This is a genomic window from Spirosoma foliorum, assembly GCF_014117325.1.
Classification (GTDB): domain Bacteria; phylum Bacteroidota; class Bacteroidia; order Cytophagales; family Spirosomataceae; genus Spirosoma; species Spirosoma foliorum.
Genome location: NZ_CP059732.1, coordinates 8,180,446 through 8,206,266, shown reverse-complemented (window position 1 = coordinate 8,206,266; position 25,821 = coordinate 8,180,446). Strand labels below are relative to the sequence as shown.

The following is a 25,821-nucleotide window of genomic DNA, read 5'->3' as shown; positions in this document are numbered from 1 at the left end:
TTTGAGATTCCTCCTGTCGTCGGAATGACAAAAAGGGGGGTCATAAAAAAGCAGCAAACATCTCTGCTTGCTGCTTTTATGTCTTAGTTGACTGTTACTCTCGCTGACTGCGCATTCAACGAGTTATTTCGGCCAACTACGCACCACCGGCGGATTAAAATCCTATTGCTCGGTGTGGTTGCCGTACATTCTTTCTTTGTACGTAGCCTTAATAATCTCTGTGCGACGCTTTACCGATGGTTTCTGGAAAGCTGTCCGCGAGCGCAACTGCCGCAACACACCCGTCTTTTCGAACTTCTTTTTGAAGCGTTTCAGGGCCTTGTCAATCGACTCGTTGTCTTTTACGTTAATGATAAGCATTGTAAATATTGTGTTTTAGCTAAAAACCGGGTCGCAAAGGTAATAGATTTGCAATTATGAAACAAGCCATTATTGACTTAGGCACCAACACGTTCCATCTCTTCATCGCTGAAATAGAAGGCAATACGCCTAAAATCCTATTCCGCGAAAGCCTGCCTGCTAAAATTGGCGAGGCAGGTATCAATAAGGGAATCATTACCGAAGAAGGCATTGAGCGTGCCCTGGGCGTGCTGACCTATTTTCGACAGGTGCTCGATCAACATATTATAGACCCAGAAAAGGTAGTGGCTCTTGGTACAAGCGCCATTCGGGTAGCGCGCAATCAGCAGGAATTTATTGATCGGGTTCAACAAAAAACGGGTATTCAAATTAGGGTCATTTCAGGCGATCAGGAAGCAGCCTATATTTATCAGGGTATCCGGGCGGCTGGTGCGTTAGATGACTCAACGGCTTTAGTCATTGACATTGGTGGCGGCAGCGTCGAATTTATTCTGGGGAATCAAAACCGGGTTTTCTGGAAGCAAAGTTTCGAAATAGGTGGGCAGCGGCTTCGCGAACGATTCATGAGTTCTGACCCCATCAGTTCTGGAAGTATCCGTCGGTTACACGATTATTTTCAGGAACAACTGCTGCCACTCGCTAACGCTATTCATCAGTATCAACCCGCCGTGTTAGTTGGTTCATCAGGTTCGTTCGATACGCTGGTTGATATGTGGTACATGCATTCGAAAGGGCACTTGCCCGATCCCAATCAGGCTGCGTTTACGTTGCCAATCGAGGAGTTTTATCGTGCCTATGAATTACTCATCACGAAAAATCACGCGGAACGAATGGAGATTCCGGGTATGATCGAACTGCGGGTCGATATGATTGTGGTCGCCGTTTGCCTGATTGATTATGTGCTCAGAACGTACGGCATTTCGCAAATACGCACGTCGACCTATTCACTAAAAGAGGGCGTATTTGCTTCGTTGCGTTAATGAATAATGCATGATGTAAAATGAATGATGGAGGCAGGTATGTTTTTCATCAAATCAGCTTTTCATTGTACATTTTACATTATTCATTCGTCAGTAGATGAAAGCTGAAACCAACGATCGCTCGTCTTATCAAAATCTTATTTTTACGGCGCTCCTGATTGCATTTGTCGGGATAGCTTTCGCCTTTCCGGGGTTGTTCCTTAACATTGGCGATTTCCCATTGAAGAAGCTAATTGTTCCGTTACTGCAAATCATTATGCTGGGCATGGGAGCCACCATGTCGATTAAAGATTTCGAGGGCGTTATTCAGCAACCACGCGCTGTATTTATCGGCGTAGCCTGCCATTTCCTAATTATGCCGTTGTTAGGCTACACGCTGGCCAATACCTTTAGTTTTCCGCCCGAAATTGCAGCGGGTGTGGTGCTTATCGGTTGCTCACCTAGTGGTTTAGCTTCGAACGTAATGTGTTTCATTGCCAAAGCTAATGTGCCTTTATCCATCACGGTCACAACTATGTCAACGCTGTTAGCGCCTTTGCTGATGCCTGCGCTGATGAAATTACTGGCCGGTCAATTCATCGAAATCTCGTTCCTGAAAATGATGATTGAGATTATGGAGATCGTTATCGCCCCAATTATAGTAGGGCTGATTTTAAACCGTATTTTTCGCAAATCGGCAGTGATACTAAACCGCGTTATGCCTTTAATGTCGATGGGTGGCATTATTCTCATTGTTGCCGTTATCACAGCCGCCGGACGCGACAGTTTATTAAGTGTAGGCTGGATACTCGTGTTTTGCGTATTAGTTCATAATCTCTGTGGGTTTATGCTGGGGTATTGGTCGGCGCGTTTGTGTGGTATGGATGAGCAAAGCTGCCGGACAATAGCTATCGAAGTAGGTCTGCAAAATGCGGGACTGGCTTCGGGTATTGCCGTGCAACTGGGTAAAGTAGCCACGGTAGGTCTCGCCCCTGCCCTCTTTGGCCCTATCATGAACACGAACGGTTCCTTACTAGCCACCTACTGGAGCCAGCACCCGGTACAAGGAGTTGCTTTGGACGAAACAACTCATGAGCCTGTAAATACATAGGATGCTTAGTTTATCAGGATACACCTTTCATAATCACCCTTTTATCTTATGGGTGATTATTTTTAATTCCATTAAGTTGCATATACAACTTTTGTTTCTAACCTTTATAACATGAACTCCGAAACCTACTGCATTGCGGGTCGCTTGCGAATGTTAGCCAGGATTATAACCGGCCACTACAACGATGCCTTCACGCAAGAGGGAGTTACGTTCGCGCAGGCGGGTTTACTGATGCACATTTTCCCGCAGCCAGGGGTCCGGCAAGCCGTGTTGTCGAAACGATTGCAGATTGAGAAATCGGCAATGAGTCGGGATGTGCAGCTATTACAAAAAAAAGGCTGGCTGACCGACGACCTGCGTCACGGCCTGTTTCTGACCGAAGAGGGACGATTGTTAGCCAAACGATGTCATAAAATCTGGAAAGCACTAAACCTACAAGTTCACGACACACTTGGCCTGGATGCGGTTCAGGGCCTGTCGATTTTTTCTGATAAAGTAATCGCGTTACAAAAATGACAACTGAACTCTTATCTCAAATCTGGCAAATGAATCAGGTTTCGTCGCAGGCGCCGATTCGGAAACTAACCCTCGATAATTATCACAACCGCTTAACGCCAGAAACGGCTTCGGCAGGTTTTATTGCCTTACACATGGCCGAGTCGATGCACCGGATGGCCAGCTTACTTTTTGGGCGCGAGGTCAGTATTCCCATTCAAGCCAGTGGTGGTATTTCCGACAAAGGCCAACTGTTTGACTTAGTGTCGATTCAACAAACCATGAATGATAGCTTCGCGATGATTACGAAACAGATTCAACTGACTAGCGACGACCAATGGGCTGAAATAATCTCCTCGCCTTTTGGCGAAGTGCCTCGCATGCAGGTATTGGTTTTTCTGATGCATCATAACTCTTATCATTCTGGCCAAATCGCTCAGGCGATCAAAAAAGGGCAAGCGTTTTCCTTGATTAGTTAAGCCATTAGCAACTGGCGCGAGTATTTACTCGTGCCTTTAATTTAGCCAGCATTCGCTGGCCCATAGATTGACGGAGCGCCAGCGAATGCTGGCTAAATTAAAGGCACAGGTAAATACCTGCGCCAGAGTTAGCCACAAATGAAACCATCCTTCTTACAAACTAACCGTAAGGAATCAGCCAAATCGTGGCTCTTTCGAACAGGACTGAACTGGTATCCGATGTTTTTTGGAACAGGCGGTAAAATTCTGTTCTGGTCGAGCGATTGGCGGGAAGTTCATGTACGATTGCGCCGAAATATCTGGACCTACAACTACGTAGGAACCATCTTTGGCGGCAGCCTATTTTCTGCCACCGATCCATTTTACATGGTAATGTTACTTCGCATTTTGGGCAATCAGTATGTGGTCTGGGACAAATCGGCCAGCATCCGATTTCGCAAACCTGGTCGAAGTGCGCTCTATGCCCGTTTTGAAATCACGGATGAGCAACTCGAAACTATTCGGGCGGAGGTAGCGGCAAATGGTCAGACGGAGCATGTTTTCAATATTCAGTGGCTCGATAAACAATCTGTCGTGCATGCCGAACTCGAACGCCTGTGTTACATCGCCGATAAAACGCATTACGAACAACGCAAAAACGAGAAACAACAATCACGATTTCGACGATAAGATGACAACAGCGCAAAACGAAACGCAACGTACACGAACCTACTCGTGGGAAGATCAGACCATTGGCGCTAAAGTCGGCGCTACCTTATCGGGCATGGAGTACTTGCAGGGAATTATGGCCGGTCTGTATCCTCCTCCGGCCATTGCCCACACACTGGATATGGCGCTTGAATCGGTCGAAGAAGGGAAAGCTGTTTTCTCGATTGTGCCGCAGGAGTTCCATTACAATCCAATTGGTGGGGTGCATGGTGGCGTTTTCTGTACTATGCTCGACTCAGCCTTAGCCTGCGCCATTCATTCGACCTTACAGGCCGGAACAGGCTACACAACCCTTGAGCTGAAAGTTAACTTTATTCGCCCGTTAACCATCCGGACAGGCAAAGTGCTGCCGATTGGCACGCTCATACATGCAGGTCGATCGACAGCTACCGCAGAAGGTAAAATCGTGGATGAACAAGGCAAACTCTACGCCCATGCCACCACAACCTGTATGCTGTTCCCCTGGAAATAATCAGCTGACAATCATGACCGAACATCACCTGCCTGTTCAACGGACAGCCCGTTATTATACAATTGGTTCTTTAACGGAACAGACGAAAGCTATCTGGTTCTGCCTGCATGGTTTTGGACAACTGGCGCAGTACTTCGGCCGAAAGTTTACGGGGTTGGATGATGGCGAAACGTTCGTTGTTGTACCGGAAGGATTATCTCGGTCATATACCGATAGCAGCTATCAGCGGGTTGGCGCTTCCTGGATGACCCGCGAAGATCGGGACTATGAAATCAGTGATTATATTCTTTATCTGAACTCGCTTTATGACCGTGTTCTGAACGGTCTGAAACCCGACGAGACAGGTTTGCAAATAACGGTTTTAGGTTTCTCGCAAGGTGCCGCTACGGCCTGTCGATGGTTGAATGCCCAACATGTTCATGCTGATCGACTCATTTTATGGGCTGGTTATTTACCTCATGGTCTTGCCGATCTCATTAACCCAGCTACACTTGAAACGACCGAAACCCATTATGTATATGGTCGGCAGGACGAATACCTTGTAGAACTGGACGATATCAATGAGTACTTAACCCGACTGCAAACCGATATACCTACCTTAAAAATCACTGCTTTTGACGGTGGCCATCGGGTTGACCCAGACGTATTGAAAACGCTAGTGACTGTTACGCCGACGATTCCGTAGACGCTGGAAAAAGGTTTGTTTTTTGTATCCACCAACAACAACTACTTCTCCCAGCAGCTTTTGATCTTCATATAACACTATTGAGAGGGGCTCCGAGCGATCGGGTGGTATTTGAACTTCAGTCGTTATGAATCCAATCATAGCCATTACTACTGTAATCTGTTTATCCAGATAGTCAGTAGGAACTCTTAACTGAAAGTGGCCCGTCGAATCCGTATTAGCCCCTCGGGATGTTCCTTTAATAATAACAGTAGCCCCACCGAGACCTGCTTTCGTCACATTATCCACTATCCGGCCTGTAATTACCCGCGACGAGTCTGTAGCGGTAGTGACTTCAGTCGACGGTTGATCAGTTGTAGCAATAGGACGTTGCTCGGTTTGTAAAGTTGACGGACGAGCAAGTGTTGAATGGGCATCAGCCTGAACCGTTTGATAGCCTAACAAACCTGCGGTTAACAGGCTAAAAAAACGCCCTGAAGAATGAGCCGTAGGTGTGGGAGCCTGTAATGTTCTGTCGAGCTGGCTTACCCGAAAACGGCCACAGGTTGAACTTGCCGACTGACTTATATTACTGACAATCTGCTGGTCGGTCATGCCGGAAAAGTCAACGACCGTTTTCTGGCAGCTATCACAAAAACGGCCTGTTTCGATAGGTGCCATATCCTGCCAACGCTGCTGGCAAGGCGTATCGACCGTGAGTTGAATTCGTTTCATTGCCCTATAGATCAGTACTTCATTGTTGATTTTTTACTAAACCAACTGCCCTACTCAATGTATATCGAGTAACATTGTCCGTCAGGTCATTCAGCCCAATATAGAGCCAAAAAGCGCGTTCGGTCATTTCTTCTACGTCGAAATGAGTGCTGTATGCAGCCGAACCCATCTTAAAATAATATGATTTCCCTCGCTCAAACTTAATAAAAACTGGCTTCCGTTTCGGGCTGGAAGCAGGCGGTTGATAATTATTTTCAGCATAAGGTGACTCCCGAATAACTCCCAGACTGTCTGCATCTGTTTCAATAAGAACATAACCATTATTTTTTACCTTGATGGGCTTGCTGGGGTTAAGGGTCGTATAGAACTGAATGCCTCCTAACGTCTGTGCTCCATTTTTAACAAGATAGATTTTGGTTGGTGTTGATTGAGCCTGCCCTAAAAAAGTCATCAGGCAAAACAGGAAAATGAAGCTGGCCGTTTTCATTGTCACGTTATCATTTTGTATCGTTAGAAACTAAAACACCAGTATACTACACAATACCACCAAACAAAATTAAATTACACTTAAAATACAGAAAGTACAAATTCGACATTGTAGAGAGTGTTGTTAAAAAGTCGCGTCGCAGTTGTTTTTGATGAATTGCGACGCGGCTTTTTAGCAACGCATTAACCTAATTATTTCCGATAAATAGTAGTTGCTGCTGCTTGTGCCCCGGCTAAAATCGTCATATCGGCAATCGTAACATGGGCCGGAGCCGTTACCGCATAAACAATCGTATCGGCAATATCTTCTGGAGTTAGCGGAGAGAATCCGGCGTATACTTTAGCTGCCCGCTCGGCATCTCCTTTGAAACGCACGACCGAAAACTCGGTTTCAACAGCTCCCGGCGCAATATTCGTCACTTTAATCCCATGCTGGGTCAAGTCGAGCCGCATGCCTGCGCTGAGCGCTTCAACGGCGGCTTTACTAGCGCAATACACAGCCCCATTGGCATAGGTCTCCTTACCCGCTACCGAACTTAGGTTAACAATATGGCCCCGCTGACGCTCTACCATACCCGGCATAACCGCTTTCGAGACATAAAGCAGGCCCTGCACGTTTCCATCAATCATCATATCCCAATCCTGGGGCGATCCGTCCTGAATCGGCGACAAACCATGTGCATTGCCCGCACTATTCACCAGAATATCGATCGCCTGCCATTCTTCAGGTAAGCTACGAATAGCGTCGTCGACTTCAAGCCAGTTACGCACGTCGAAATTGAGCGTTGTAACGGCTGTTTGCTGGCTCAGGCGTTCCTGTAATTCATCTAAGCGCTCCTGCCGACGTCCACAGAGAATCAGGCGAAAATCAAGGTCAGCGAAAGCTTCGGCGGTAGCGCGGCCAATACCAGAAGTGGCGCCGGTAATAAGTGCAATGCGAGACATAACAAGGACTAAAGAAGTTGATGTTGCAAAGATAAACCCACGGTCGAACCATCAAGAAGAACAACCATTAATTCTCCGGCAACTGATCCAGCCAAAACCAATTATAAGCATACAATCATTTATCTGCCAATTGCTTAGCACTCAGCCCGAAGCTAGACGATACCCGTTAACCGATTTTGGTCAGGTTTTTGCAAGGCGTTGATTAGCTGTAACCCAACAAATAACTACTGAGCTTATATACCTTTTCATTACCAGTTGTATGCTACCTGAATTTTCGGTTGTGATCCCAACCTATCAGCAACCGGCCCTGCTTCTTAAATGTCTCGACGCACTTGGGCGTCAGCGGCTATCGCGCGACCAGTTCGAAATTATTGTGGTCGATGAGGGAAACTCGCCCGAAACCGAAACCGCTGTTCAGCTTTTTGCGAAACAGGTAGCCCGCGACGGTGGTCCAATCGAAGTCCGTTACCTCGGTCAGCCCGAACGACGTGGCCCCGCTGCCGCCCGAAATCGGGGTTGGCGAGCAGCCCGTGGGCGCATCATTGCCTTTACCGACGACGATTGCCTTCCCGAATCCGAATGGCTATCCTCAGCTCTCCTATGTTTCCAGCGTGGAGCACAGGTCATGAGCGGTCAATTACGCGTTTACTTACCAAATCAGCCCACTCCACTCGACCGAACGGCTACGATCTTAAAGCGGGCCGAGTTTATGTCGTCGAACTGTTTTTGTCGGAAGTCGACGCTTGAGCGAGTCAATGGTTTCGAGGAAGCATTCGATATCGATTGGCGCGAAGACAGCGATCTACAGTTCAAATTCATTCAGGCAGGTATTCCGATTGGGAAATGTACCGAGGCCGTCGTTGTGCACCATATTCGTCCGTGCCCCTGGTACGGACTCTTACGCGATGAGCGCAACAACAGTTACGATGCCTTGCTGTATAAACGCCATCCCAATTTATTTCGGGAGCGTATTCCCTCCTTCCGTCGGCAGGTACTTCAGTATTACGCATCTGTCATCAGTATCAGCAGTGGGCTGGCCGGATTAGTAACCGGGCATTTCGTTATCGCTCTACTTGGGCTAGGCATCTGGGCGCTGTTATCCACCTATCTAATTATCAGGCATCTACCCAAATCGCCACTTAATTCGACAACCGTTAAACATGCCGTACTAACGGCGCTGGCCACGCCTTTTTTATCTGTTTACTGGCGACTTCATGGTGCCTTTAAATACAAAGTGCTATACCTGTAGCGGGATGCAAGGGGCACGGGGCACGGATCTTAGTAGTAGTTTCTGGTATCCCTACCCCACGCTCCATCCGTAAAGCTCCATGCTCCGCGCTCCCTGCACCTTGCTAATCGCTTATTTTGGCCGTTTATAAGGAACCATTAGCGATTCGATTGTATTTTTGAAAGATAAAGGCAGTGGTACTCAACTATCTTTATTCGTTCATGAATCATTTGCATCAGGCGTTCAGTGTTCGGTTTACGTACACTGTTTTCTTTACCAATCAGCTTTTCAAAAAAGCAAACTCACTGCTATCCGATTTTTTCAGTCAGCAGTCTACGGGTGATATTCGAAAAAAGCTTCTTTTCGTGATTGATTCGGGGGTTATCGACGCCCATCCTAATCTTCAATCACAGATTACTACCTATTTCGACCAACATACTGATATAGTTGACCTTATTCCCGATTTATTAATCATTCCAGGGGGCGAAACCGCTAAGAATGAGCCGATATATGTGGAAAAGATTGTGGATGCGGTGGATAAGTATGGTATCGATCGGCATTCGTATGTAGTTGCCATTGGCGGTGGATCAATCCTCGATTTAGTTGGTTATGCAGCCGCTATTTCGCACCGGGGCATTCGTCACGTCCGTATTCCAACCACCGTGTTGTCGCAAAATGATTCGGGCGTTGGGGTAAAAAATGGCGTCAACTATCGCGGCAAGAAAAACTTTCTGGGCACGTTTGTCCCACCTGTAGCGGTCTTTAACGATAGTTCTTTCCTGACTACGCTTGATGATCGGGATTGGCGATCAGGCATTGCAGAAGCCGTTAAAGTGGCTTTGATTAAAGATGCCAGCTTTTTCGAATGGATCGAGGCTAATGCGCAGGCACTCGCAGCCCGCGATTCGGAAGCGATGGATTACCTTATCCACCGTTGTGCCCAAATGCACCTGGAGCATATTTCGGGGGGCGATCCATTTGAAATGGGATCATCCCGTCCGCTGGACTTTGGCCACTGGAGCGCCCACAAACTGGAACAACTGACCAGCTTCGAACTCCGACATGGCGAAGCCGTAGCTATTGGCATCGCGATGGATAGCGTGTATTCGCACCAACTCGGCTGGCTAACAGAGCAGGATACTCATCGTATTCTGACCACGCTACGCACCCTTGGCTTTTCGCTCTACCAACCCATGCTCGATGCCAACGACAGCGCTGGAGTACTGAAAGGCCTGGCTGAATTCCGGGAACACCTGGGTGGTCAGCTTACGATTATGCTCCTGGAAGCTATTGGCCGGGGTGTTGAAGTCCACGAAATGAATCCCGATCTCGTTCGGCAGGCGATTGCTACCCTCAAAGAACAGGAACAACAGGCGCAACTCGTATGAATAACCTTGCCCTTGGTCACCTCGGCTATTGTACCAACATCCATGCAGGCGAAACGTGGGCCGATCATTTCGCATCTTTACAGAAAGCCATTCCAGAACTAAAGAAACGGTTGTCGCCGGATGCCCCTTTTGGAATTGGCTTACGCTTATCTAACATAGCTAGTGAAGAACTGGAACTGCCCGAAAATTTAATTGCCTTTCAGCACTGGCTGGCAAATAACGAGTGTTATGTGTTTACCATGAACGGTTTTCCATTCGGCGGCTTTCACAATACGGTCGTTAAAGATCAGGTGCATGCCCCCGACTGGACAACCGAAGCACGAGTTGAATACACCAAACGGTTGTTCCGGATTTTATCGGTTCTGCTCCCTGTCGATGAGCTGGGGAATGCCATTCAGGGAGGTATTTCGACCTCGCCCCTTTCGTATCGCTATTGGTTCGAGTGGGACCAGCCTGCCGCCCGCGACTATATTTTTTCGCAAACAACCCAGAATATACTCGAAGTAGTGGCCGATCTGATGCGCTTACGCCAGCAAACAGATCGGTTGATGCACCTCGATCTGGAACCTGAACCCGACGGCTTAATCGAAACAACCGACGAGTTCATCACCTGGTTTACCGATTACCTGTTGCCTATGGGCATCGATCAAATCAGCGAACAGTTTGGACTAACCGATGAACAGGCCGAAACCGCGATCTGCGAACATGTTCGGTTATGCTTCGATGTTTGCCATGTGGCCGTTGGTTACGAAAAACCGGCCGAAGTACTGGCCAAGTTAAAAGACTACGGGTTGCGCGTTGGCAAAGTACAAATTAGTGCCGCTCTGAAAGCCGAATTTCCGGAGCCGGGGTCGCGTTCGACTGCCGAAGGACGTGAAATCGTAAAACAAGCCTTTGCGCAATTCAACGAACCAACTTATCTGCATCAGGTAGTAGCGCGTACGCGATCGGGAGAACTGCTACGTTTTGCTGATTTGCCCGAAGCTCTGGCTGCTTTTGATGACAATCATGTGGAATGGCGCGCCCATTTCCACGTACCGATATTTATTTCGGAATACGGGGTGTTGAAATCGACGCAGGACGATATTCAGACTGTCCTTAACTTGCAGGCCACCAATAAATTCACGAACCAGATGGAAGTAGAAACCTACACCTGGGACGTTTTACCAGCTGATTTAAAGCTCGGCTTAGTTGATTCGATTGATCGGGAAATGAAATGGGTGTATAAATCAATCGGGGCCGCCCGTGCGGATGAATGATGAATGTCCTTGCGGTATCCATCATTCATCATTCATCATTCATCATTATGAAAAAGACTGTAGTACTCGATGTTGTTGGTCTGTCGTATTCGCTGATTGGCGAACACACGCCTTTTCTGAAACAGTGGTTCGCGAAGAAACACCAGGCGACCATTGATCCTATGCTACCGGCGCTAACCACATCGGTACAGTCTACATACGTAACGGGCAAATGGCCGAGTGAAACGGGTATTGTTGGCAACGGCTGGTACGATCGCACCGATTCGGAAGTGAAATTCTGGAAACAGTCGAACAAGTTGGTAGCGGGTGAGAAAATCTGGGAACGCGCCAAAAAGATCGACCCCAATTTCACGGTTTCCAAGATGTTCTGGTGGTACAATATGTACTCTACCGCCGATTTTTCGGCTACCCCACGCCCACAGTACCCATCGGATGGTCTGAAAATCCCCGATTGCTATACTCATCCGGGCGATCTACGCGATAGACTTCAGAAAGAGCTTGGCACGTTCCCATTGTTCCAGTTCTGGGGACCTGCAACAACCATTAAATCCTCGCGCTGGATTGCCGACGCGTCGATGCTGGTCGATAAGTGGCACAACCCAACACTCACGCTGATTTACCTGCCGCACCTGGATTATTGTCTACAGAAATTTGGCCAGGACTTCTCCAAAATCGCGAACGACCTCCGCGAAATCGACGACGTTTGCCGCGACCTGATTCAATACTATGAGCAACAAGGTGCTGAAGTAATTGTCCTCTCAGAATACGGAATTACGAACGTCAGCAAGCCCATTCACATAAATCGAATTCTGCGTGAAGCGGGCATGATCCGTTACCGCGAAGAGCGTGGTCTGGAGATGTTCGATGGTGGTGCATCGCCTGCCTTCGCTACCCCAGATCACCAGATTGCTCACGTGTACATCAACGACCCGTCGGTTTTTGATAAAGTACGGGCATTGCTGGAAAAAACACCGGGCATTGAGTTGGTTCTGGATAAAGAGCAACAAAAGAAATACCACATCGACCACGAACGTTCGGGCGATCTGGTTGTCGTTGCCGATGCCGAGAGCTGGTTTACGTACTATTACTGGCTCGACGATGCTCGTGCTCCGGATTACGCCCGACTGGTAGCCATTCACCAAAAGCCTGGTTACGATCCAGTTGAGATGTTTATGGACCAAACCAACCCGCTGATTAAACTCAAAGCGGGGTACAAATTGGGACGTAAATTGCTGGGCTTCCGGTATCTGATGAATGTAATTTCGCTGGATGCTACACTCGTTAAAGGATCGCACGGGCGAGTAGATACCCCACCCGACTATCATCCGGTATTTGTTAGCAGCAAAAATGTAGGTAAATCCTTGTCAGCCATTGATGTATATGATCGAATCTGGGACGCCTTATCCATGGAAACCGTTGAAAAACAGATGCAGTGAGTTCTTGGTTATTCAGTCGAAAGCCAGTAATTTACCTGTATGAAAGCATTCTACGCCCTCGTTCTGCTCGTTTCTGGTTGCATTTCGAATCGACCATCGGCAATTAATGCTCCTGCCGATGGTGCCGAATATTATCAACACAACCAGCCTATGGCAGTTGTGCAGTCTCGATTATATCCAGACCCACAGGGTGGTCTTGGGCACTCGCAGGACCCCGATATTCGGGTAACGGATATAAAGTTGACGGCCAGCTACACCGTTTTATATCTGACATTCGGCAAAGACCGAACCGCCCGCGACAATAATTACTTCGGAACCAGTAGTATCTCTTTTAACCCAAAAGCGGTGCTTGCTTCGGCCGATGGCAAAAAGACCTATGCCCTCCTCAAAACAGAAGGCATACCCATGACGCCCGACTCCCGCGAAATTAAGAACGACGAAAAAGTCCCGTTTGTCTTGTACTTCGAGCGGCTGGATAAGGGCGTGGAATCCTTCGATTTGTTCGAGTGTAAAAGTGATAATCAAAACTCCTGTTTCAACGTAGCCGGTATGAATATCCATAACCCGCTCACGCCAACAGCCTCTCAGAACTAGTTTTTTCTCCAACATCCCAATGTGGCGTCAGGTGCTTACACCTGACGTTTTAGGTTTCTCAAAACCTACTGTTTGCACCTATAGGTTTTGAGAAACCTAAAAGTGTCGGTTACTTATAACCGACACCACAAATCTCCAATCCAAAAAAAAATAAAATTTCCCGCCAGCGTTTTCTACGCGTTGTTCGTCTATGTCTTTACAGGTCAACTATTGACCCTACTTCCACCATGCAGCCTTATTCCTAAAATAAATCGATCGTACAAACCAATGCACAAGGCTATGTAACAAACATCACCAAAATCGTTAACTATCCATCGGCAAGCGATCAGGACTAGACCACCATCGAAACCTATACGTATTTGGGTTGCCAGTAATTCATACTCAACGGTTCTTTCAACTTGACAGAACGTCCATTAACTGATATTCTCAAAGACTGTCGACGAGGTCGGGAGGCTGCCAGGCAAGCGTTTTATGAACGCTTCTACAGCTATGCCTTGTCGGTTTGTCTGGCCTATGCCAGCGATCGGGAAGATGCTCGTGAAATGCTGAACGATGGTTTTCTGAAGGCATTTCGGCATATGGATGAACTCAAAAACGAAGCCGTAGTTGTACCGTGGTTAAGGCGCATTATGGTCAATACGGCTATTGATTATTACCGCCGAAACCGGAAACGGGCTTTGGAAGTCTCAACAGATTCGGTTGACTATAGCCTTGAAGAACCTTATCTAAATGAAGAAGCTATTTTTTCGCAGCTTTCGGTCGAACACATTCTAACTGTATTGCATCAATTACCAACCCCATACCGTATGGTCTTCAGTTTATACGTTCTTGAAGGCTATTCGCACCGTGAAATTGCGGACCAACTCAACATTGCTGAAAGCACATCAAGGGCACACCTATCCGAAGCAAACCGATTATTACGTCAGGCATTGATCAATCAACTTCCCACTACCCATGAGCGAACAAACCGATAAACCGCTCCATGACTGGGTACGTCAGTCAATGGACGCCTATCGTCCCGACTACAATCCAACCGATTGGGTAGCGCTCCAACGAACGCTACGTCGTCGGCTATGGATGCGTTGGAGCATGTGGGGAAGCGGGAGTTTGGTGCTCCTGGGGTTTCTTAGCTGGTTTATTCTTCGGCAGCCAATGGATAAAATCGCCTATGCAAACAAGGTCACAAGCACGAACAAAACACCGCAACGGGAGGAGAATCAAGCGACGGCAATACCTTCTGTAGTCAGCTCTTTACCAAGTGATTTAGCTCAACACAAACTAGTACCAACTCTATCGAAGCGTAATCCAGCCAAAGCCATGCAGAGCGCCGAATCGGGAACGGTTCATCTACCCAATTTGCTTTTGAGTCTCTCAGATATAAAAAGCCAGCCGACTAACTTAACCGACAAGATTCACTATAGCCAACCTGTTGCGTTCAGCCCGGAAGAGACAACGATAAAACAACAAATACTAACGGGCGATTTTGGCTCGGATTCAACGTCGTATCAGGCACTAGCCCGCAACCTGCGCGCATGGCCTGAGGCCGTAATTGTCTGCGATCTTACAACCAGTATGTATCCATACACGACTCAGCTATTCGCCTGGTTTAAGAAAAATGCCCGAAATCCGGACATAAAGGGTTTGGTATTCTTTACAGACTGCGATAGTCTGGGTCAGCAAACTCGACCGGGTGGGCCAGCGGGTCGTATGTTCATTACGCATGAACTCAATCCCACGCAAGGATTACCCGTTTTGGTAGAAGCTGCCCGCAATACAATTCAAAACAAAGACGATGCAGAAAATGATATAGAAGCCCTCTTAAAGGCCCAACAGGCATTTCCCGACGCAAAGCACCTGATTCTAATTGCCGATAACATGAGTGCCGTTAAAGACATGGCCTTATTGGCTAACGTTCGAAAACCTGTTCATGTAGTGCTTTGCGGAACAACAGGTAGCGATACGACACTAGCTTTCCAGCCAAATTATTACACGATTGCCAGCCAGACCCGAGGGAGTTTACACACTCTCGAAGACGATCTCATTCCCAGCCGCTTATCGAAATCCACTACACTCCGGGTTGGCTCAGTTTATTATCGATATAGACCTCGTACGAAGCAGTTTAAGCCTACCCCATTTAATCATCGACCAAGGAATTTTCTGGGTTTTCTTTGGCTATGAGGTATTCTCAGAAAAAAGTACTTATCTTTTTTTGTTCATATATGTACCGAATACAGCGATCGGGCGTTAATAGGAAATAGAATTTCCGTAAAGCTTGTATTTGGTTATGCCTCTTTTTTCATCAATTAAACGTCATCTCCGTTTATCTACTCTTCTCTTTATCAGCCTGATTTTTAGTATAGTTACGTTCGCCCAGATTAATTTAACGTACCGACTGCTTAATGGTTATTTTCTAAGTAACGATACTCCTGTCAATAAAGGAAAACCCACCTTGTTTGTATTTGAACAGGCCGAAACGTTTGGCCAAGTTTTCAAACCTGGCGCTACCAGCAAGCGCCCCGATGTAGTGAATTTCGCGAAAGAAATGGTAATAGGCATCGCCCTTTCGCCAACGAACAAGCCACCAAAACTATCTGTCAGTAAAGTATTTGTGCAGGATTCTATCCTAACCATTCGGTACATTCGAATGGCTGATACAACGCTAACACATAACCCGCAGTCCTTTACAAGTCAGCCTATGCTGCTGTTTTCCATTCCCAAGCAGGCCATTTTGAAAACCAAGCTTGTTGAGAATGGAAAGGTGGTGCAACTACTGAAGAAACACGAAGAGGAGTAGTACCTTCGGGGGATAATTCCAGTAGCTCCCTTGTCAATGAGATTCTTCCTGATTTTCTGGGTCAGTGTTTTAGCCTACTTTCCAGCATTCTCGCAGGCTAGCGTATCAAACGTCTATTCGCATACGCCTTTACCAACTGATTATCAGGAGAAAACCTTATTCGAAGGAACCACCCGAGATTACTCCCACTTCCTCATTCAATCCATAACAATAGGCCCCAACCAGCCTGCCCAAGCCGTTCAACAGCTCGATGAAGAGGTACTATTGCTCGTCAAATCGGGTGAACTTACCCTATCATTGGGCGATAAACACAAGGCGCTAAAGCCCGGCAATCTGGCTATCGTTATGCCTGGTGATGAGTACCGAGTGGAAAATAAAACGGCCCAACCCCTTACGTATTATGAGCTCAGATACACCTCTAACGAAGTGCCAGACCTGGATTTGTATCGGTTGGTGGGTGGCTCCTTCTGGGTCGATTGGCAGGGCGTTGCCACTACTCCTACCACTGAGGGCAGTAAACAGCAGTTAGTCCCCTACCCTACAATCATGAGTAGTCGCGTGGCTATGCAGTTGACGACTCTCAAGTCTGGCTTAGAAAATCCGCCAGTTCATAAGCACCGAGCTGCGGAAGTCATACTTATCCTCAAGAATCCCGTTCAAATGCATATTGCAGGACGGGAAAAAGAAGTTCAGGCTGGGGATCTTATTTTTATTGATTCAGAAGTACCCCACAGTATTCGCCCAGACAGCCCAACAGGCAGCACTTATTTGTCGCTTCAATTTTGACTATACAGGTGGCTGTCGTTTTCGTAATCAGCTGATAGCCAGCCATGACATAAAAAAGTCCCTACTAGCAATTACTAGCAGGGACTTGGTTTACTAAGATAATTTCTAGGATAGTAAGCTATTAGCAGCAGTACGGTAGCAGTATTTATTTCGATATGAAATAAGGCACTAGTTACCGAATACGCAAATACATTAATAAAACTTACAATAAAAACCTACGATTATACAATTACAACGGTTTGTTGCCTCCAAAAGTGGTCTACTTTCCAACACGTCTACCAATACCGTATGCAGTATAAACTGACGAAATTGGCTCTATGTAGTGTTTTTTTCGGCTCAGGTAGATGATTAATCGGCAAATTTTGGTATTCACCAAATAGCGCAAAGCAGTGTACATCCTTACTAGCCAGGCGTCTATTGCTTAAAAGTGCAGTATGGGATACTGCTTATATCAGGTAAAGATTATAGGCTGCCAAGGTTAACTACAGCCACAAGGCTTTGAAGCAAAGCTGGCCAATGCCGTACCAGAAAAGACCCGTAAGGATCAGTAAAAGCACCCAGGCACCTATATTGGTCAGGTCAGTTTTCGTAATATCAGTGGTAACAATGATACGTATTTTCATAACAGCAATGGAACATGGAACTACTCCATTGCAAGCAAAGTCCGTACCAAAAACGGGGCATACTCCTTGCCTTAATCAGCTTATAAATAGCTCTTCTTAGCCTCTTCAATATCAGTCTCCGTTAAAAGACCCATCTGGCCAAGGGTGGTTAATCCTTCAACAACCTGAGCCCTCTTTACATCGTCAGACAAATCTGTCGGCGTCTCTCCGTATACTGCCTGGTCAACGGCTACCCGCAGTTGGATAACATTATCTAGCGCAAATACATCATTGAAATGAGCCATTGGCTCATCGTCGGTAGGCTTAGCGGCCAATTTACGTTTTGCCATAGAAAAAGAGCGTTATGTTTCTCCTATTAACCAGAAAACATCCATTAGGTTGTAAATACAGAGATTTCTGGTAAAAAATGGTACTTGTTCTCAGCGGTTCCTGTCTATACGCAAGTTCACTACTTGTCAATGGATCACCGACATCAAACCACCCAGCAATTATTGGTACGCACACAATCGGTAAACCTTTTCGCGGCTTCGCTTAATTCTCATTTTAACGGTACTGATCTTCAGATCGTATAATTCAGCAATTTCCTCAATCCGCATGCCTTGCTCATACTTGAGTTTTAGGAGCGTCTGCTCATTCGTTGACAGACTGGACATAGCCTGCTGAAGCACTTGAAGCGAATGTTCCTGATTTTGAGTCTCCTGGCTATCGACTGCCGTATCCTGGCCATCCGTCTCTTCAAGTGGCGAGAGGGGAAGCCGTTTGGCTAAACGAAGTTGTCCGGCACAGTAATTGAATGTAATTGAGTACAGCCAGGTAGAGAAAGTTGACCGTTCATGAAAAGTATCTAATTTACTGAACATCTTGATAAAGATGTCGTGCGTAAAGTCATGGGCATTGTCCGTGTCTTTAGTAATAGATAAACACTGACGATATACTTTATTAGCGTACCGATTATACAGGGTTTCGAAACATTGATTAGGATGCTCTGGCATGTATTGCCGGATCAGCGCTTCGTCGGTTAATGCAGTGGACATAAATGCGTTTTGTAGTTGTAGACATGTAGTTTAGTGGAATAAAATTGCTAGTTATGTAATCGATTAGTGACTAGTATTCGATGAATAGCACGAATCGGCGGTTTTTGGGTAATTATTGGTTTCTTTTCGCTCGATCAATATACCTCAACTGAGGTTTTTCCACTGCCCGCACTGGCAGCGGATTGGCAGGAATAAAACCAGGAGTCACTATTTTTTATAATATATTCTCATTAAAAACACATCCTAACCTCAATAATTATTTACATTAGTACCTAATATTATACTTATAATGTAGGAAATGAATTTATTGCACACTTATGATCATTACTACAAGTATTGGGCTAAATCACATGGATCAGAATGATGAAGCAATACAGATTACGAATACGCTGGATAGAGATCGACTAAGCGAATTGTATGGCGAGGATGCAGACTATGCCGCCACCATGTTCGAGACGTTTTTAGACGATGTATTGCCCGAGTTCAATGAATTTAATGAGTTAATGCAGGAGCAACGCTGGGAAGAAGGACGCCAACTAGCTCATAAGCTAAGACCTACACTGGGTATGGTTGGCTTGTCGGATCTGGAAACCGCACTGGCTCAGTTAGAGAGATTAATCATTACAAAAGTCGAGCCCAAACAGGTTCGGAATTATTGGCGCTTGTTCTATAACAGTCTACTCAGTAAAAAAACGCTGATACAGACCGAGTGGGAGCGCCTTCTGACAACTAATAAGTTATGATTCTTAGGTGTATAATCGTTGATGATGAAACAATGGCTCGTAAGGCATTGCAACGGCTCTGTGAGCAACATGAGTCATTGCAGATAATAGCTATTTGTGAAAACGCAACTCAGGCATTGACTGTATTGGCCGATCAGGAAATCGATCTGCTCTGGCTGGATGTCGAAATGCCAGAATTGTCTGGTTTTGACTTACTGGATCGGCTTCCTATTATGCCGCAAGTCATTCTGACAACGAGCAAAACCGATTATGCATTTGATGCCTTTCAATACCAAGTTACCGATTATTTAAAAAAACCCATCGCCCAGCTTCGCTTCAAACTAGCCGTTGAAAAGGCACTGGCCGCTCAGAAAAAACAGGAGCAAGTCCAGATGGGCGACAAGAAAGCCATCTACGTAAAGAGTGATGGCCGCTACGTTCGTGTACCCTACGATTCAATTATGTATATTGAAAATACGGGAGACTATGTGAAAATCCAGACCAATAGCCAGTCATTTGTGGTTTATACAACCATGAAATCGCTGGAAGAGAAACTAGGCACCCAATTTCTACGCGTCCATCGGTCCTACATCATCAACCTGGATAAGATTGTAGATATTGAAGAAAGTAACCTGGTCGTAGCGTCGAAAGTGATTCCCATCAGCCGCGCTAACAAGTCCGAGCTAATGAGTCGCTTGAATTTACTATAATTAGATTACTCATAATCAATCAATTACTAAGTAATCTAATCAAAACCTGCGGCTTATATTGCGGCAATTACACCTAATGTAACAATAGCCATAGCCAGCAGTGTATAGATAATGTAGTTTAACAGAGTTGAGTGCCTACTGCGTGTGTGCATGACAGTTAATTATGAGGAATGCTTCTCTATTTTAGACTATAATCACCATATCAGTCACTATAGATTTATTAAATGGCATAATTGACAACAAATCAGGCATAAACATATGCCTCATCTGACCGCCAAGAAAGGCCACCCGAAGTCTGCTGATCGCTCCCAGACGTCGGATAAAAATAAATGCAAAACCCGAGTATTTCCGGATGTACTAAAATGGACGTTCCGTGTCCACAATCGTACACTTCAGCTTCGACCAACTAATCACATCTACCTATATATCAACTACTTATCTTTTTGGTATAGTAGTTGACTTAACGCCATTGTGTTTCCATTAATGCACTCAGCCAGTACTAATTCATAGGATAGCAGCATTGCAATGGAGTTTAGGTTAAGAAAACGTGAAGGCCATGCTCACCTTGAAGCATGGCCTTTTTGTTGCTATCATTCAAGGTGTTAGCTCTACGTAAGGGCTGTACGTGAGTAGATTATACCCACGCGCCCGCTTCCGATTTTATTTGCTATCAGCCGAGATTAGCCAATAGCAATAAATCAGTTAGAAAGCTCTTATTACCTGTGATTATGAAAAACAGAGTCGCCAACCATTGGCTGATTGTCAGTAATCTTCTCTTAGTAACTACCTATGGTCTGGCTGCTACGCCACCCATTCGGAATGAATCGCCCAGAATTACCCAACAAGCTCAGCCCAACACAGCCAACGGCTGGCGACAGCTTTTTAACGGTACCGATTTAACCGGCTGGAAACATGTAGGTAAAGGCAGTATGTCTGTCGAAAATGGCCTCATTCGCGGGCATGGGGGTATGGGTTTGTTATACTGGACAAAAGAAAAATTCGGCAACTGCACCATCCGAGTGGTTTACAAAATGCAGAAAACGAATAGCAATTCGGGTGTTTATATACGAATACCCCTCGAACCTCGTGAAGAATGGATGCCCGTGCACTATGGCTACGAAGTACAAATTGACAACCACCCCGAAACCTCTAAGGAAGATGATACCCACATAACGGGAACGCTTTACTCCTTAAACAAGCCACTAGCCAAACCCGGCAAACCCGGCCCGGAATGGAACACAATGGAGATTACGCTCAACGGTCCGCGCACCATCATCTCGGTCAACGGGGTAAAAGTGACCGATTATAAAGAAGGCGACCCTGTTCCGGCACGCAAATTCGATTTTGAGCCTTACCGTGGCCTGCGGCCCAATGAAGGTTATATAGGCTTACAGAATCACGGCGAACACGATGTTGTTTTCTTCAAGGAGGTATCGGTAAAGCCACTCAGCAAAAACTAGCCCTTTCTCCAGATTGATCTCCATTACACATGAAATACGACCGATTAACGCCTTCATGCCAGTTCAGTACCACTAGCCGCTATGGGGCAGTCCTATGCACAGCAGTCCTGTTGCTACTCGCGACCTCATCTGTTATGGCTCAAATCCCCAAATCGTATAAAGGAAAGCCATTTCGAGATGCCGACTATACCAAGGGTGCCCAATTAATCCCTGGTCGGGTTGAGTTAGCGTATTATGATCTGGGGGGCGAAGGCGTTGCTTATCATGACACGGACCCGATTAATAAGGGCAGTGGCGAGCTAAATCGTAAACCCGACCACCAACGACCAGGTGTTCCAGAATACCTGGTGCATTTCAGAGAAAAAGAAGGTGTCGATATTTCGTTCACGAAGGACTTCGCTGATTTCAATCATCCGAATAAAGTCGATCCTAAAGTGAACCAGTTATACATTGGCTGGCAGGAAGATGGCGAATGGACGAATTATACCGTTAACGTACAAGTACCAGGCCAGTACCGAATCATCACCGTCTACGGTTTTCAGGACAATAAATCGTCGTTATGGCTCAATAACCAAAAGGCGGTTGATCTGGTAATGCCCGAAAACACAGGCGACTATCATCGCTGGACACAGGCTACAGTAGGTGAAATTACTTTTCCGGTTGCCGGGTCCAACCTGCTAACCTTGCACTATAACAAAGGCTCAAACCTGGCTTATCTGGATTTTGTGTTGGTTAAAGAAATGCCAGCAGGCAAGTAAGTTTAGCCCTCAGATTTCTACCTCGACTGTTGTCCCGTTATCCGCAAAAACCCGGAATGTACCACCTAGCTCCTGCGCGCGGGTCTGCATATTTTGCAGTCCGTAATGGTGGCTGGAAATCGCTCCATTAGCCCACGTAAAACCCCGACCGTCGTCATGAATCTGTAGATTGATATGGCCACTGGGGCTAACCTGCAACTGAACCGTAGCGGTAGAGGCCTGGGCATGTTTGACAACATTGGTCAATGCCTCCTGCACAATTCGAAATAGATTCAGCACCTGTGTAGACGAAAGTCGCTGCGTTTGCGAACCCGTTACCACTACATCGACGTTCAGGCCGTCGTCCTGATGAAAGTAGCGATTGATATATTGATCAAGTCGCTCACCAAACTCCTCCACCGTAAAACTTTCCTGGTGAATCGCCCAGATGGTTTCGCGCAGGAGTTTGACAGCTTCGCGGGTGTGCATCACAATATTCCGCAATCGACTCGCCCATTGTTTGCCATCTTTAACCGACTGTTTCTCCGCCTGATCGCTAATCTGCGTCAGGTTTGTGACAATAAACGCCAGATGCGCTCCCACATTATCATGAAGATCACGGGCGATACGCTCTTTTTCGACGAGCAAGCTATTTTTCAAGGCCAGCGTCTGCACTTCAGACTGATACGCTCGCTGCTGCTGAACGATACTTTCTTTGACAAGGCGCTCGGTTTGATCGCGGTCCATTTTATAGCGATAAGCCAGGGCAACCGTTAACATGAGCACTTCAAACAAAGCGGCTGGTGCATAATAGGCAAAATTGGCAACGGGCTCATAAGTGGGCAATACACCAAAATTGGAAAAAACCTGCGCGAGGTTTAAGGTATAAAACGGCAACACAGCCAACGAATACAACCAGGCTTCGCCGACATGATATCCTCGAACGATGCTAACGACGATATAAGCGATAATAACGGGCAGTGGGAGCCAGTAAAGTGCCGAAAACGCCCGGATCATGACCAACTCCAGGGTAGGTGTCAACGGAACAAACCACTCCGCGGTTAAGACAATCAGGCAAGCAACGCCCCCAAAAAGAACCCACGTCCCGATTATATGCCAACGATGTGATGGCGTGTTTCGAAGGCTCAGGAACGTACGAACAAAAGTCAGCTGGGAATAAAACAGAATCAGCGGAAACAAAAAGTAAACATTCTGCCTGGGCATCCAGAACTGCGCATCGAACGCAAACTGGTTCATAAATCCATCGTTGATAAAGAAAAACCCAACGAGGCCCAACAGACAAAAAATATACTTCGAATAGATTCGGTCGAATGTCGTCAGAAAAAAAATCAGGCTCATAAACGCCACAAACGTCAGCGTAAACAGCACTCCTCCCCAATATAAATAGCTACGCTGTACGAATGAGTTATAGGCCGACTCCTGAACGAGTTCGACGGGGACAATTTGCGTACCCCGATGTTTCAGTACTCGTAAATAAACCGTTACGTTTTGCTGGGCGGGAACAGTAAACGGAAACCAGAAATGACGGTGAGAGCGGATTCGTTGATCAGCCCGTACTTTCCATCCCATTACTGGTGAGGTTGACAACACCTGATTATTGGCGTCGACCACAAAAAGCTGAAGCTCATCGAAACACCAGAAATCGATTTCAGTAAGCCATTTCTGCTCCTTATGCGATTGATTCTGGGGCCGAAATCGTATCCATATTGGTTCAGCCAACTTGGTACCCGTAATAATACCAAAGTTAGGAACAGGCGATGTTATTGGCTGAAAAGTGGCCCCTGTAGCCAACTTGATAACGTCGGCGATGGTCTGGGTATGTGAAGAATCGTGTAAATAAGCTAGTCGCCCACTCAATGACACCCGCTCATCGTGCTCAGGTAGCGCAATGACAGGCTGACTGCTCAATGGCTGTGCCGTTAGCCGGAAAGCCAGTAAACAACAGGTCAGAAATGAAAATACAAATTGGCGAAAGCGTCTCATCAGTGATCCGAGGTACCACTAATGTATGAATTTATTTAAAGAGTGAAAGAATGAATGAGTGAAAGAGTGACTGTGCGGTGAAAGTCATGCGCTAGCCACTCTTTCACTCATTCATTCTTTCACTCTTTACAATGTATACCCGCCGTTATATTGCCGCCGAACAAACTGGTTGGCGTAGTCGAAATTGGTGATTTTCATATTGTCGCCGTCCCAGAACAGTTTTTTACGACCCGTGAATTTCCCTCCTTCGCGAGCCAGATAGGAGCGCGTAGCCAGATTACCCATCAATACGGTTTCGGTCAGTGGTCCCGACTGATCGAATGACGAGGAGGTATAGGCACCAAATCCCTGTTTGCAGGCCTTTACCCACTGTTGCTGATGGCCTTCTGTTTTACCCTCTACCAGTGGCTTTTCAGGCTTTGGCAGTTCTTTACCGCTAAACTTGTCGGCAGGCAATAACTTAGGATCATTCCCAAAGAGACCACCCGTCAGCATTCCTTTGGTGCCGATAAACAGCATTCCTCCGTCGATTTCCCGGAACACATCGTTATAGTCTATCCCTTCAGGAAGTTGCGGACGAATCCCCCCATCGAACCACGAAAATTTAATCTCTTTCACCTTCTTGTCTTCCGATGGAAACGTTAGGTGAATGGCTGAAGAGGGCGGGCAACTATCGTCATAAAATGCTTCTTTGAAAAAATCGGAATAGACCGAGCCGACACTACACTCAACAGACGTTGGGTATTTGAGTTTCAGGGCTCGGAAAGGAACATCCATGAAATGACATCCCATGTCGCCAAGCGCACCTGTTCCGAAATCCCAGTAACCGCGCCAACGCGTAGGCATGTAGGCTTCGTGATAATCGCGGGTTGGAGCCGTACCCAGCCAAAGCGGCCAGTTCACTTCGAGTGGAATGGGCTGCGATTCGCCTTTCTCTCTCGGCGACTTAACGCCCTGCGGCCATACGGGTCGATTGGTCCAGCAATACACTGTATGCACATGACCAATCATTTTGTTCTGGATAGCGGTTTCGATGATGCGCGTAGCATCGCCCGAACTCCCCTGATTACCCATCTGGGTGACGACTTTATATTTTTGGGCAGCTTCGGTCAGCATCCGGGCCTCGTAAATGTCGTGCGTGAGTGGCTTTTCAACATACACATGCTTGCCCATTTTCATAGCCGCCATCGCTATGGGTGCGTGCATATGGTCGGGCGTACTGACAATTACGGCGTCGAAGGTCTTACCCGCCTTATCGAACATTTCGCGGTAATCCTGAAAATAGGGAGCGTTGGGAAACTTAGCGCGGAATTTTTTCGCTTGTCGATCATCGACATCGCATAAGGCTACGAAGTTGTCGGAACCATTATTATAGGCCAATCGGATATTCACATCGGCCTTGCCGCCACAGCCCACAGCGGCAATATTGAGCTTATCCGATGGGGCAATAATCCGCGAACCATCCGCCAGCTTTCCACCCAGCACATGACGCGGCACAATAAAGAAACTGGCAGCAGCTACTGCACTACCTTCCAGAAATTTACGACGAGAGGGCATAGTTAATGATGAATTATGAATGATAAATGCAGACTTCTCTTCAGAGAATGTAGTAAGCCTAGAAATCAGCGCTAC

At 46.6% G+C, this 25,821-nt stretch carries 29 protein-coding genes; 20 read left to right on the top strand and 9 right to left on the bottom strand.

From position 1 onward, the window contains the following. Positions 1-162: 162 nt before the first annotated feature. Entirely contained in the window at positions 163-360 is a 198-nt protein-coding gene (rpsU, locus tag H3H32_RS34630; RefSeq protein ID WP_093830837.1) for a 30S ribosomal protein S21, read from the bottom strand. Between the two features lie 56 nt (positions 361-416). Between rpsU and H3H32_RS34625 the strand changes: the two genes are divergently transcribed. The 7 genes from H3H32_RS34625 (at position 417) to H3H32_RS34595 (ending at position 5,269) form a co-directional block, all read left to right on the top strand. Beyond that, positions 417-1,340 (top strand): Ppx/GppA phosphatase family protein, encoded by a 924-nt coding sequence (locus H3H32_RS34625; protein ID WP_182460257.1) that lies wholly within the window; start codon positions 417-419, stop codon positions 1,338-1,340. A 97-nt stretch (positions 1,341-1,437) separates the two neighbouring features. Then, positions 1,438-2,430 (top strand): bile acid:sodium symporter family protein, encoded by a 993-nt coding sequence (locus H3H32_RS34620; RefSeq protein WP_182460256.1) that lies wholly within the window; start codon positions 1,438-1,440, stop codon positions 2,428-2,430. A gap of 111 nt (positions 2,431-2,541) precedes the next feature. Then, on the top strand, positions 2,542-2,946 hold the full coding sequence (locus tag H3H32_RS34615; RefSeq protein WP_182460255.1) for a MarR family winged helix-turn-helix transcriptional regulator: 405 nt from the start codon (positions 2,542-2,544) through the stop codon (positions 2,944-2,946). Continuing rightward, complete coding sequence (locus H3H32_RS34610) at positions 2,943-3,404, top strand: DinB family protein (protein WP_182460254.1); 462 nt, start codon at positions 2,943-2,945, stop codon at positions 3,402-3,404. The genes H3H32_RS34615 and H3H32_RS34610 overlap by 4 nt, the downstream gene beginning before the upstream one ends. A gap of 138 nt (positions 3,405-3,542) precedes the next feature. Beyond that, positions 3,543-4,073, top strand: a complete 531-nt coding sequence (locus tag H3H32_RS34605) for a DUF4442 domain-containing protein (protein WP_182460253.1) — start codon at positions 3,543-3,545, stop codon at positions 4,071-4,073. A gap of 1 nt (position 4,074) precedes the next feature. Then, positions 4,075-4,584 carry a PaaI family thioesterase gene (locus tag H3H32_RS34600; RefSeq protein ID WP_182460252.1) on the top strand — a complete coding sequence of 170 codons (510 nt, stop codon included), beginning with the start codon at positions 4,075-4,077 and terminating at the stop codon, positions 4,582-4,584. Positions 4,585-4,594: 10 nt separating this feature from the next. Continuing rightward, the gene (locus H3H32_RS34595) at positions 4,595-5,269 is read left to right on the top strand and encodes an alpha/beta hydrolase (protein ID WP_182464576.1); all 675 of its coding nucleotides are present in this window, start codon (positions 4,595-4,597) and stop codon (positions 5,267-5,269) included. On the opposite strand, the gene H3H32_RS34590 is transcribed toward H3H32_RS34595, so the two are convergent. From H3H32_RS34590 to H3H32_RS34580, 3 genes are all read right to left on the bottom strand, one after another. Beyond that, the gene (locus H3H32_RS34590; RefSeq protein ID WP_182460251.1) at positions 5,240-5,983 is read right to left on the bottom strand and encodes a carboxypeptidase-like regulatory domain-containing protein; all 744 of its coding nucleotides are present in this window, start codon (positions 5,981-5,983) and stop codon (positions 5,240-5,242) included. The genes H3H32_RS34595 and H3H32_RS34590 overlap by 30 nt on opposite strands. A gap of 19 nt (positions 5,984-6,002) precedes the next feature. Continuing rightward, a complete protein-coding gene (locus H3H32_RS34585; RefSeq protein ID WP_182460250.1) occupies positions 6,003-6,470 on the bottom strand; it encodes a hypothetical protein in 468 nt (155 codons plus the stop codon). A 191-nt stretch (positions 6,471-6,661) separates the two neighbouring features. Next, complete coding sequence (locus H3H32_RS34580; RefSeq protein ID WP_182460249.1) at positions 6,662-7,414, bottom strand: SDR family NAD(P)-dependent oxidoreductase; 753 nt, start codon at positions 7,412-7,414, stop codon at positions 6,662-6,664. Positions 7,415-7,673: 259 nt separating this feature from the next. Between H3H32_RS34580 and H3H32_RS34575 the strand changes: the two genes are divergently transcribed. The 9 genes from H3H32_RS34575 (at position 7,674) to H3H32_RS34535 (ending at position 16,899) form a co-directional block, all read left to right on the top strand. Further along, positions 7,674-8,663 carry a glycosyltransferase family 2 protein gene (locus H3H32_RS34575; RefSeq protein WP_182460248.1) on the top strand — a complete coding sequence of 330 codons (990 nt, stop codon included), beginning with the start codon at positions 7,674-7,676 and terminating at the stop codon, positions 8,661-8,663. A 200-nt stretch (positions 8,664-8,863) separates the two neighbouring features. Then, entirely contained in the window at positions 8,864-10,030 is a 1,167-nt protein-coding gene (locus H3H32_RS34570) for a 3-dehydroquinate synthase (RefSeq protein ID WP_182460247.1), read from the top strand. Continuing rightward, positions 10,027-11,289, top strand: a complete 1,263-nt coding sequence (gene eboE, locus H3H32_RS34565) for a metabolite traffic protein EboE (RefSeq protein ID WP_182460246.1) — start codon at positions 10,027-10,029, stop codon at positions 11,287-11,289. The genes H3H32_RS34570 and eboE overlap by 4 nt, the downstream gene beginning before the upstream one ends. A gap of 47 nt (positions 11,290-11,336) precedes the next feature. Then, a complete protein-coding gene (locus tag H3H32_RS34560) occupies positions 11,337-12,725 on the top strand; it encodes an alkaline phosphatase family protein (protein ID WP_182460245.1) in 1,389 nt (462 codons plus the stop codon). A 39-nt stretch (positions 12,726-12,764) separates the two neighbouring features. Beyond that, positions 12,765-13,319 carry a hypothetical protein gene (locus tag H3H32_RS34555; RefSeq protein WP_182460244.1) on the top strand — a complete coding sequence of 185 codons (555 nt, stop codon included), beginning with the start codon at positions 12,765-12,767 and terminating at the stop codon, positions 13,317-13,319. 398 nt (positions 13,320-13,717) lie between these two features. Further along, positions 13,718-14,293: an RNA polymerase sigma factor gene (locus H3H32_RS34550; RefSeq protein ID WP_182460243.1), complete on the top strand. Its 576-nt coding sequence runs from the start codon at positions 13,718-13,720 to the stop codon at positions 14,291-14,293. Further along, positions 14,274-15,497 (top strand): hypothetical protein, encoded by a 1,224-nt coding sequence (locus tag H3H32_RS34545; RefSeq protein WP_182460242.1) that lies wholly within the window; start codon positions 14,274-14,276, stop codon positions 15,495-15,497. Before H3H32_RS34550 ends, H3H32_RS34545 begins: the two co-directional genes overlap by 20 nt. 106 nt (positions 15,498-15,603) lie before the next feature. Further along, positions 15,604-16,113, top strand: a complete 510-nt coding sequence (locus H3H32_RS34540; protein ID WP_182460241.1) for a hypothetical protein — start codon at positions 15,604-15,606, stop codon at positions 16,111-16,113. Positions 16,114-16,149: 36 nt separating this feature from the next. Continuing rightward, positions 16,150-16,899 carry a cupin domain-containing protein gene (locus tag H3H32_RS34535; protein WP_182460240.1) on the top strand — a complete coding sequence of 250 codons (750 nt, stop codon included), beginning with the start codon at positions 16,150-16,152 and terminating at the stop codon, positions 16,897-16,899. Between the two features lie 482 nt (positions 16,900-17,381). Here the strand turns inward: H3H32_RS34535 and H3H32_RS34530 are convergent, their stop codons facing one another. The 3 genes from H3H32_RS34530 to H3H32_RS34520 form a co-directional block, all read right to left on the bottom strand. Beyond that, positions 17,382-17,522 carry a hypothetical protein gene (locus H3H32_RS34530; protein WP_182460239.1) on the bottom strand — a complete coding sequence of 47 codons (141 nt, stop codon included), beginning with the start codon at positions 17,520-17,522 and terminating at the stop codon, positions 17,382-17,384. An 80-nt stretch (positions 17,523-17,602) separates the two neighbouring features. After that, positions 17,603-17,851 (bottom strand): hypothetical protein, encoded by a 249-nt coding sequence (locus H3H32_RS34525; protein WP_182460238.1) that lies wholly within the window; start codon positions 17,849-17,851, stop codon positions 17,603-17,605. Between the two features lie 159 nt (positions 17,852-18,010). Further along, positions 18,011-18,556 (bottom strand): RNA polymerase sigma factor, encoded by a 546-nt coding sequence (locus H3H32_RS34520; RefSeq protein WP_182460237.1) that lies wholly within the window; start codon positions 18,554-18,556, stop codon positions 18,011-18,013. 317 nt (positions 18,557-18,873) lie between these two features. Between H3H32_RS34520 and H3H32_RS34515 the strand changes: the two genes are divergently transcribed. The 4 genes from H3H32_RS34515 (at position 18,874) to H3H32_RS34500 (ending at position 22,206) form a co-directional block, all read left to right on the top strand. Then, positions 18,874-19,299 carry an Hpt domain-containing protein gene (locus tag H3H32_RS34515; RefSeq protein ID WP_182460236.1) on the top strand — a complete coding sequence of 142 codons (426 nt, stop codon included), beginning with the start codon at positions 18,874-18,876 and terminating at the stop codon, positions 19,297-19,299. Continuing rightward, positions 19,296-19,988 (top strand): LytR/AlgR family response regulator transcription factor, encoded by a 693-nt coding sequence (locus H3H32_RS34510; protein ID WP_182460235.1) that lies wholly within the window; start codon positions 19,296-19,298, stop codon positions 19,986-19,988. Before H3H32_RS34515 ends, H3H32_RS34510 begins: the two co-directional genes overlap by 4 nt. A gap of 728 nt (positions 19,989-20,716) precedes the next feature. Next, positions 20,717-21,448, top strand: a complete 732-nt coding sequence (locus H3H32_RS34505; protein WP_182460234.1) for a 3-keto-disaccharide hydrolase — start codon at positions 20,717-20,719, stop codon at positions 21,446-21,448. 29 nt (positions 21,449-21,477) lie between these two features. Beyond that, the gene (locus H3H32_RS34500; RefSeq protein ID WP_182460233.1) at positions 21,478-22,206 is read left to right on the top strand and encodes a carbohydrate-binding protein; all 729 of its coding nucleotides are present in this window, start codon (positions 21,478-21,480) and stop codon (positions 22,204-22,206) included. 9 nt (positions 22,207-22,215) lie between these two features. On the opposite strand, the gene H3H32_RS34495 is transcribed toward H3H32_RS34500, so the two are convergent. Together H3H32_RS34495 and H3H32_RS34490 are read right to left on the bottom strand one after the other, a co-directional pair. Continuing rightward, a complete protein-coding gene (locus H3H32_RS34495) occupies positions 22,216-24,189 on the bottom strand; it encodes a sensor histidine kinase (RefSeq protein WP_182460232.1) in 1,974 nt (657 codons plus the stop codon). A 126-nt stretch (positions 24,190-24,315) separates the two neighbouring features. After that, a complete protein-coding gene (locus H3H32_RS34490) occupies positions 24,316-25,746 on the bottom strand; it encodes a Gfo/Idh/MocA family protein (protein ID WP_182460231.1) in 1,431 nt (476 codons plus the stop codon). Positions 25,747-25,821: the final 75 nt, after the last annotated feature.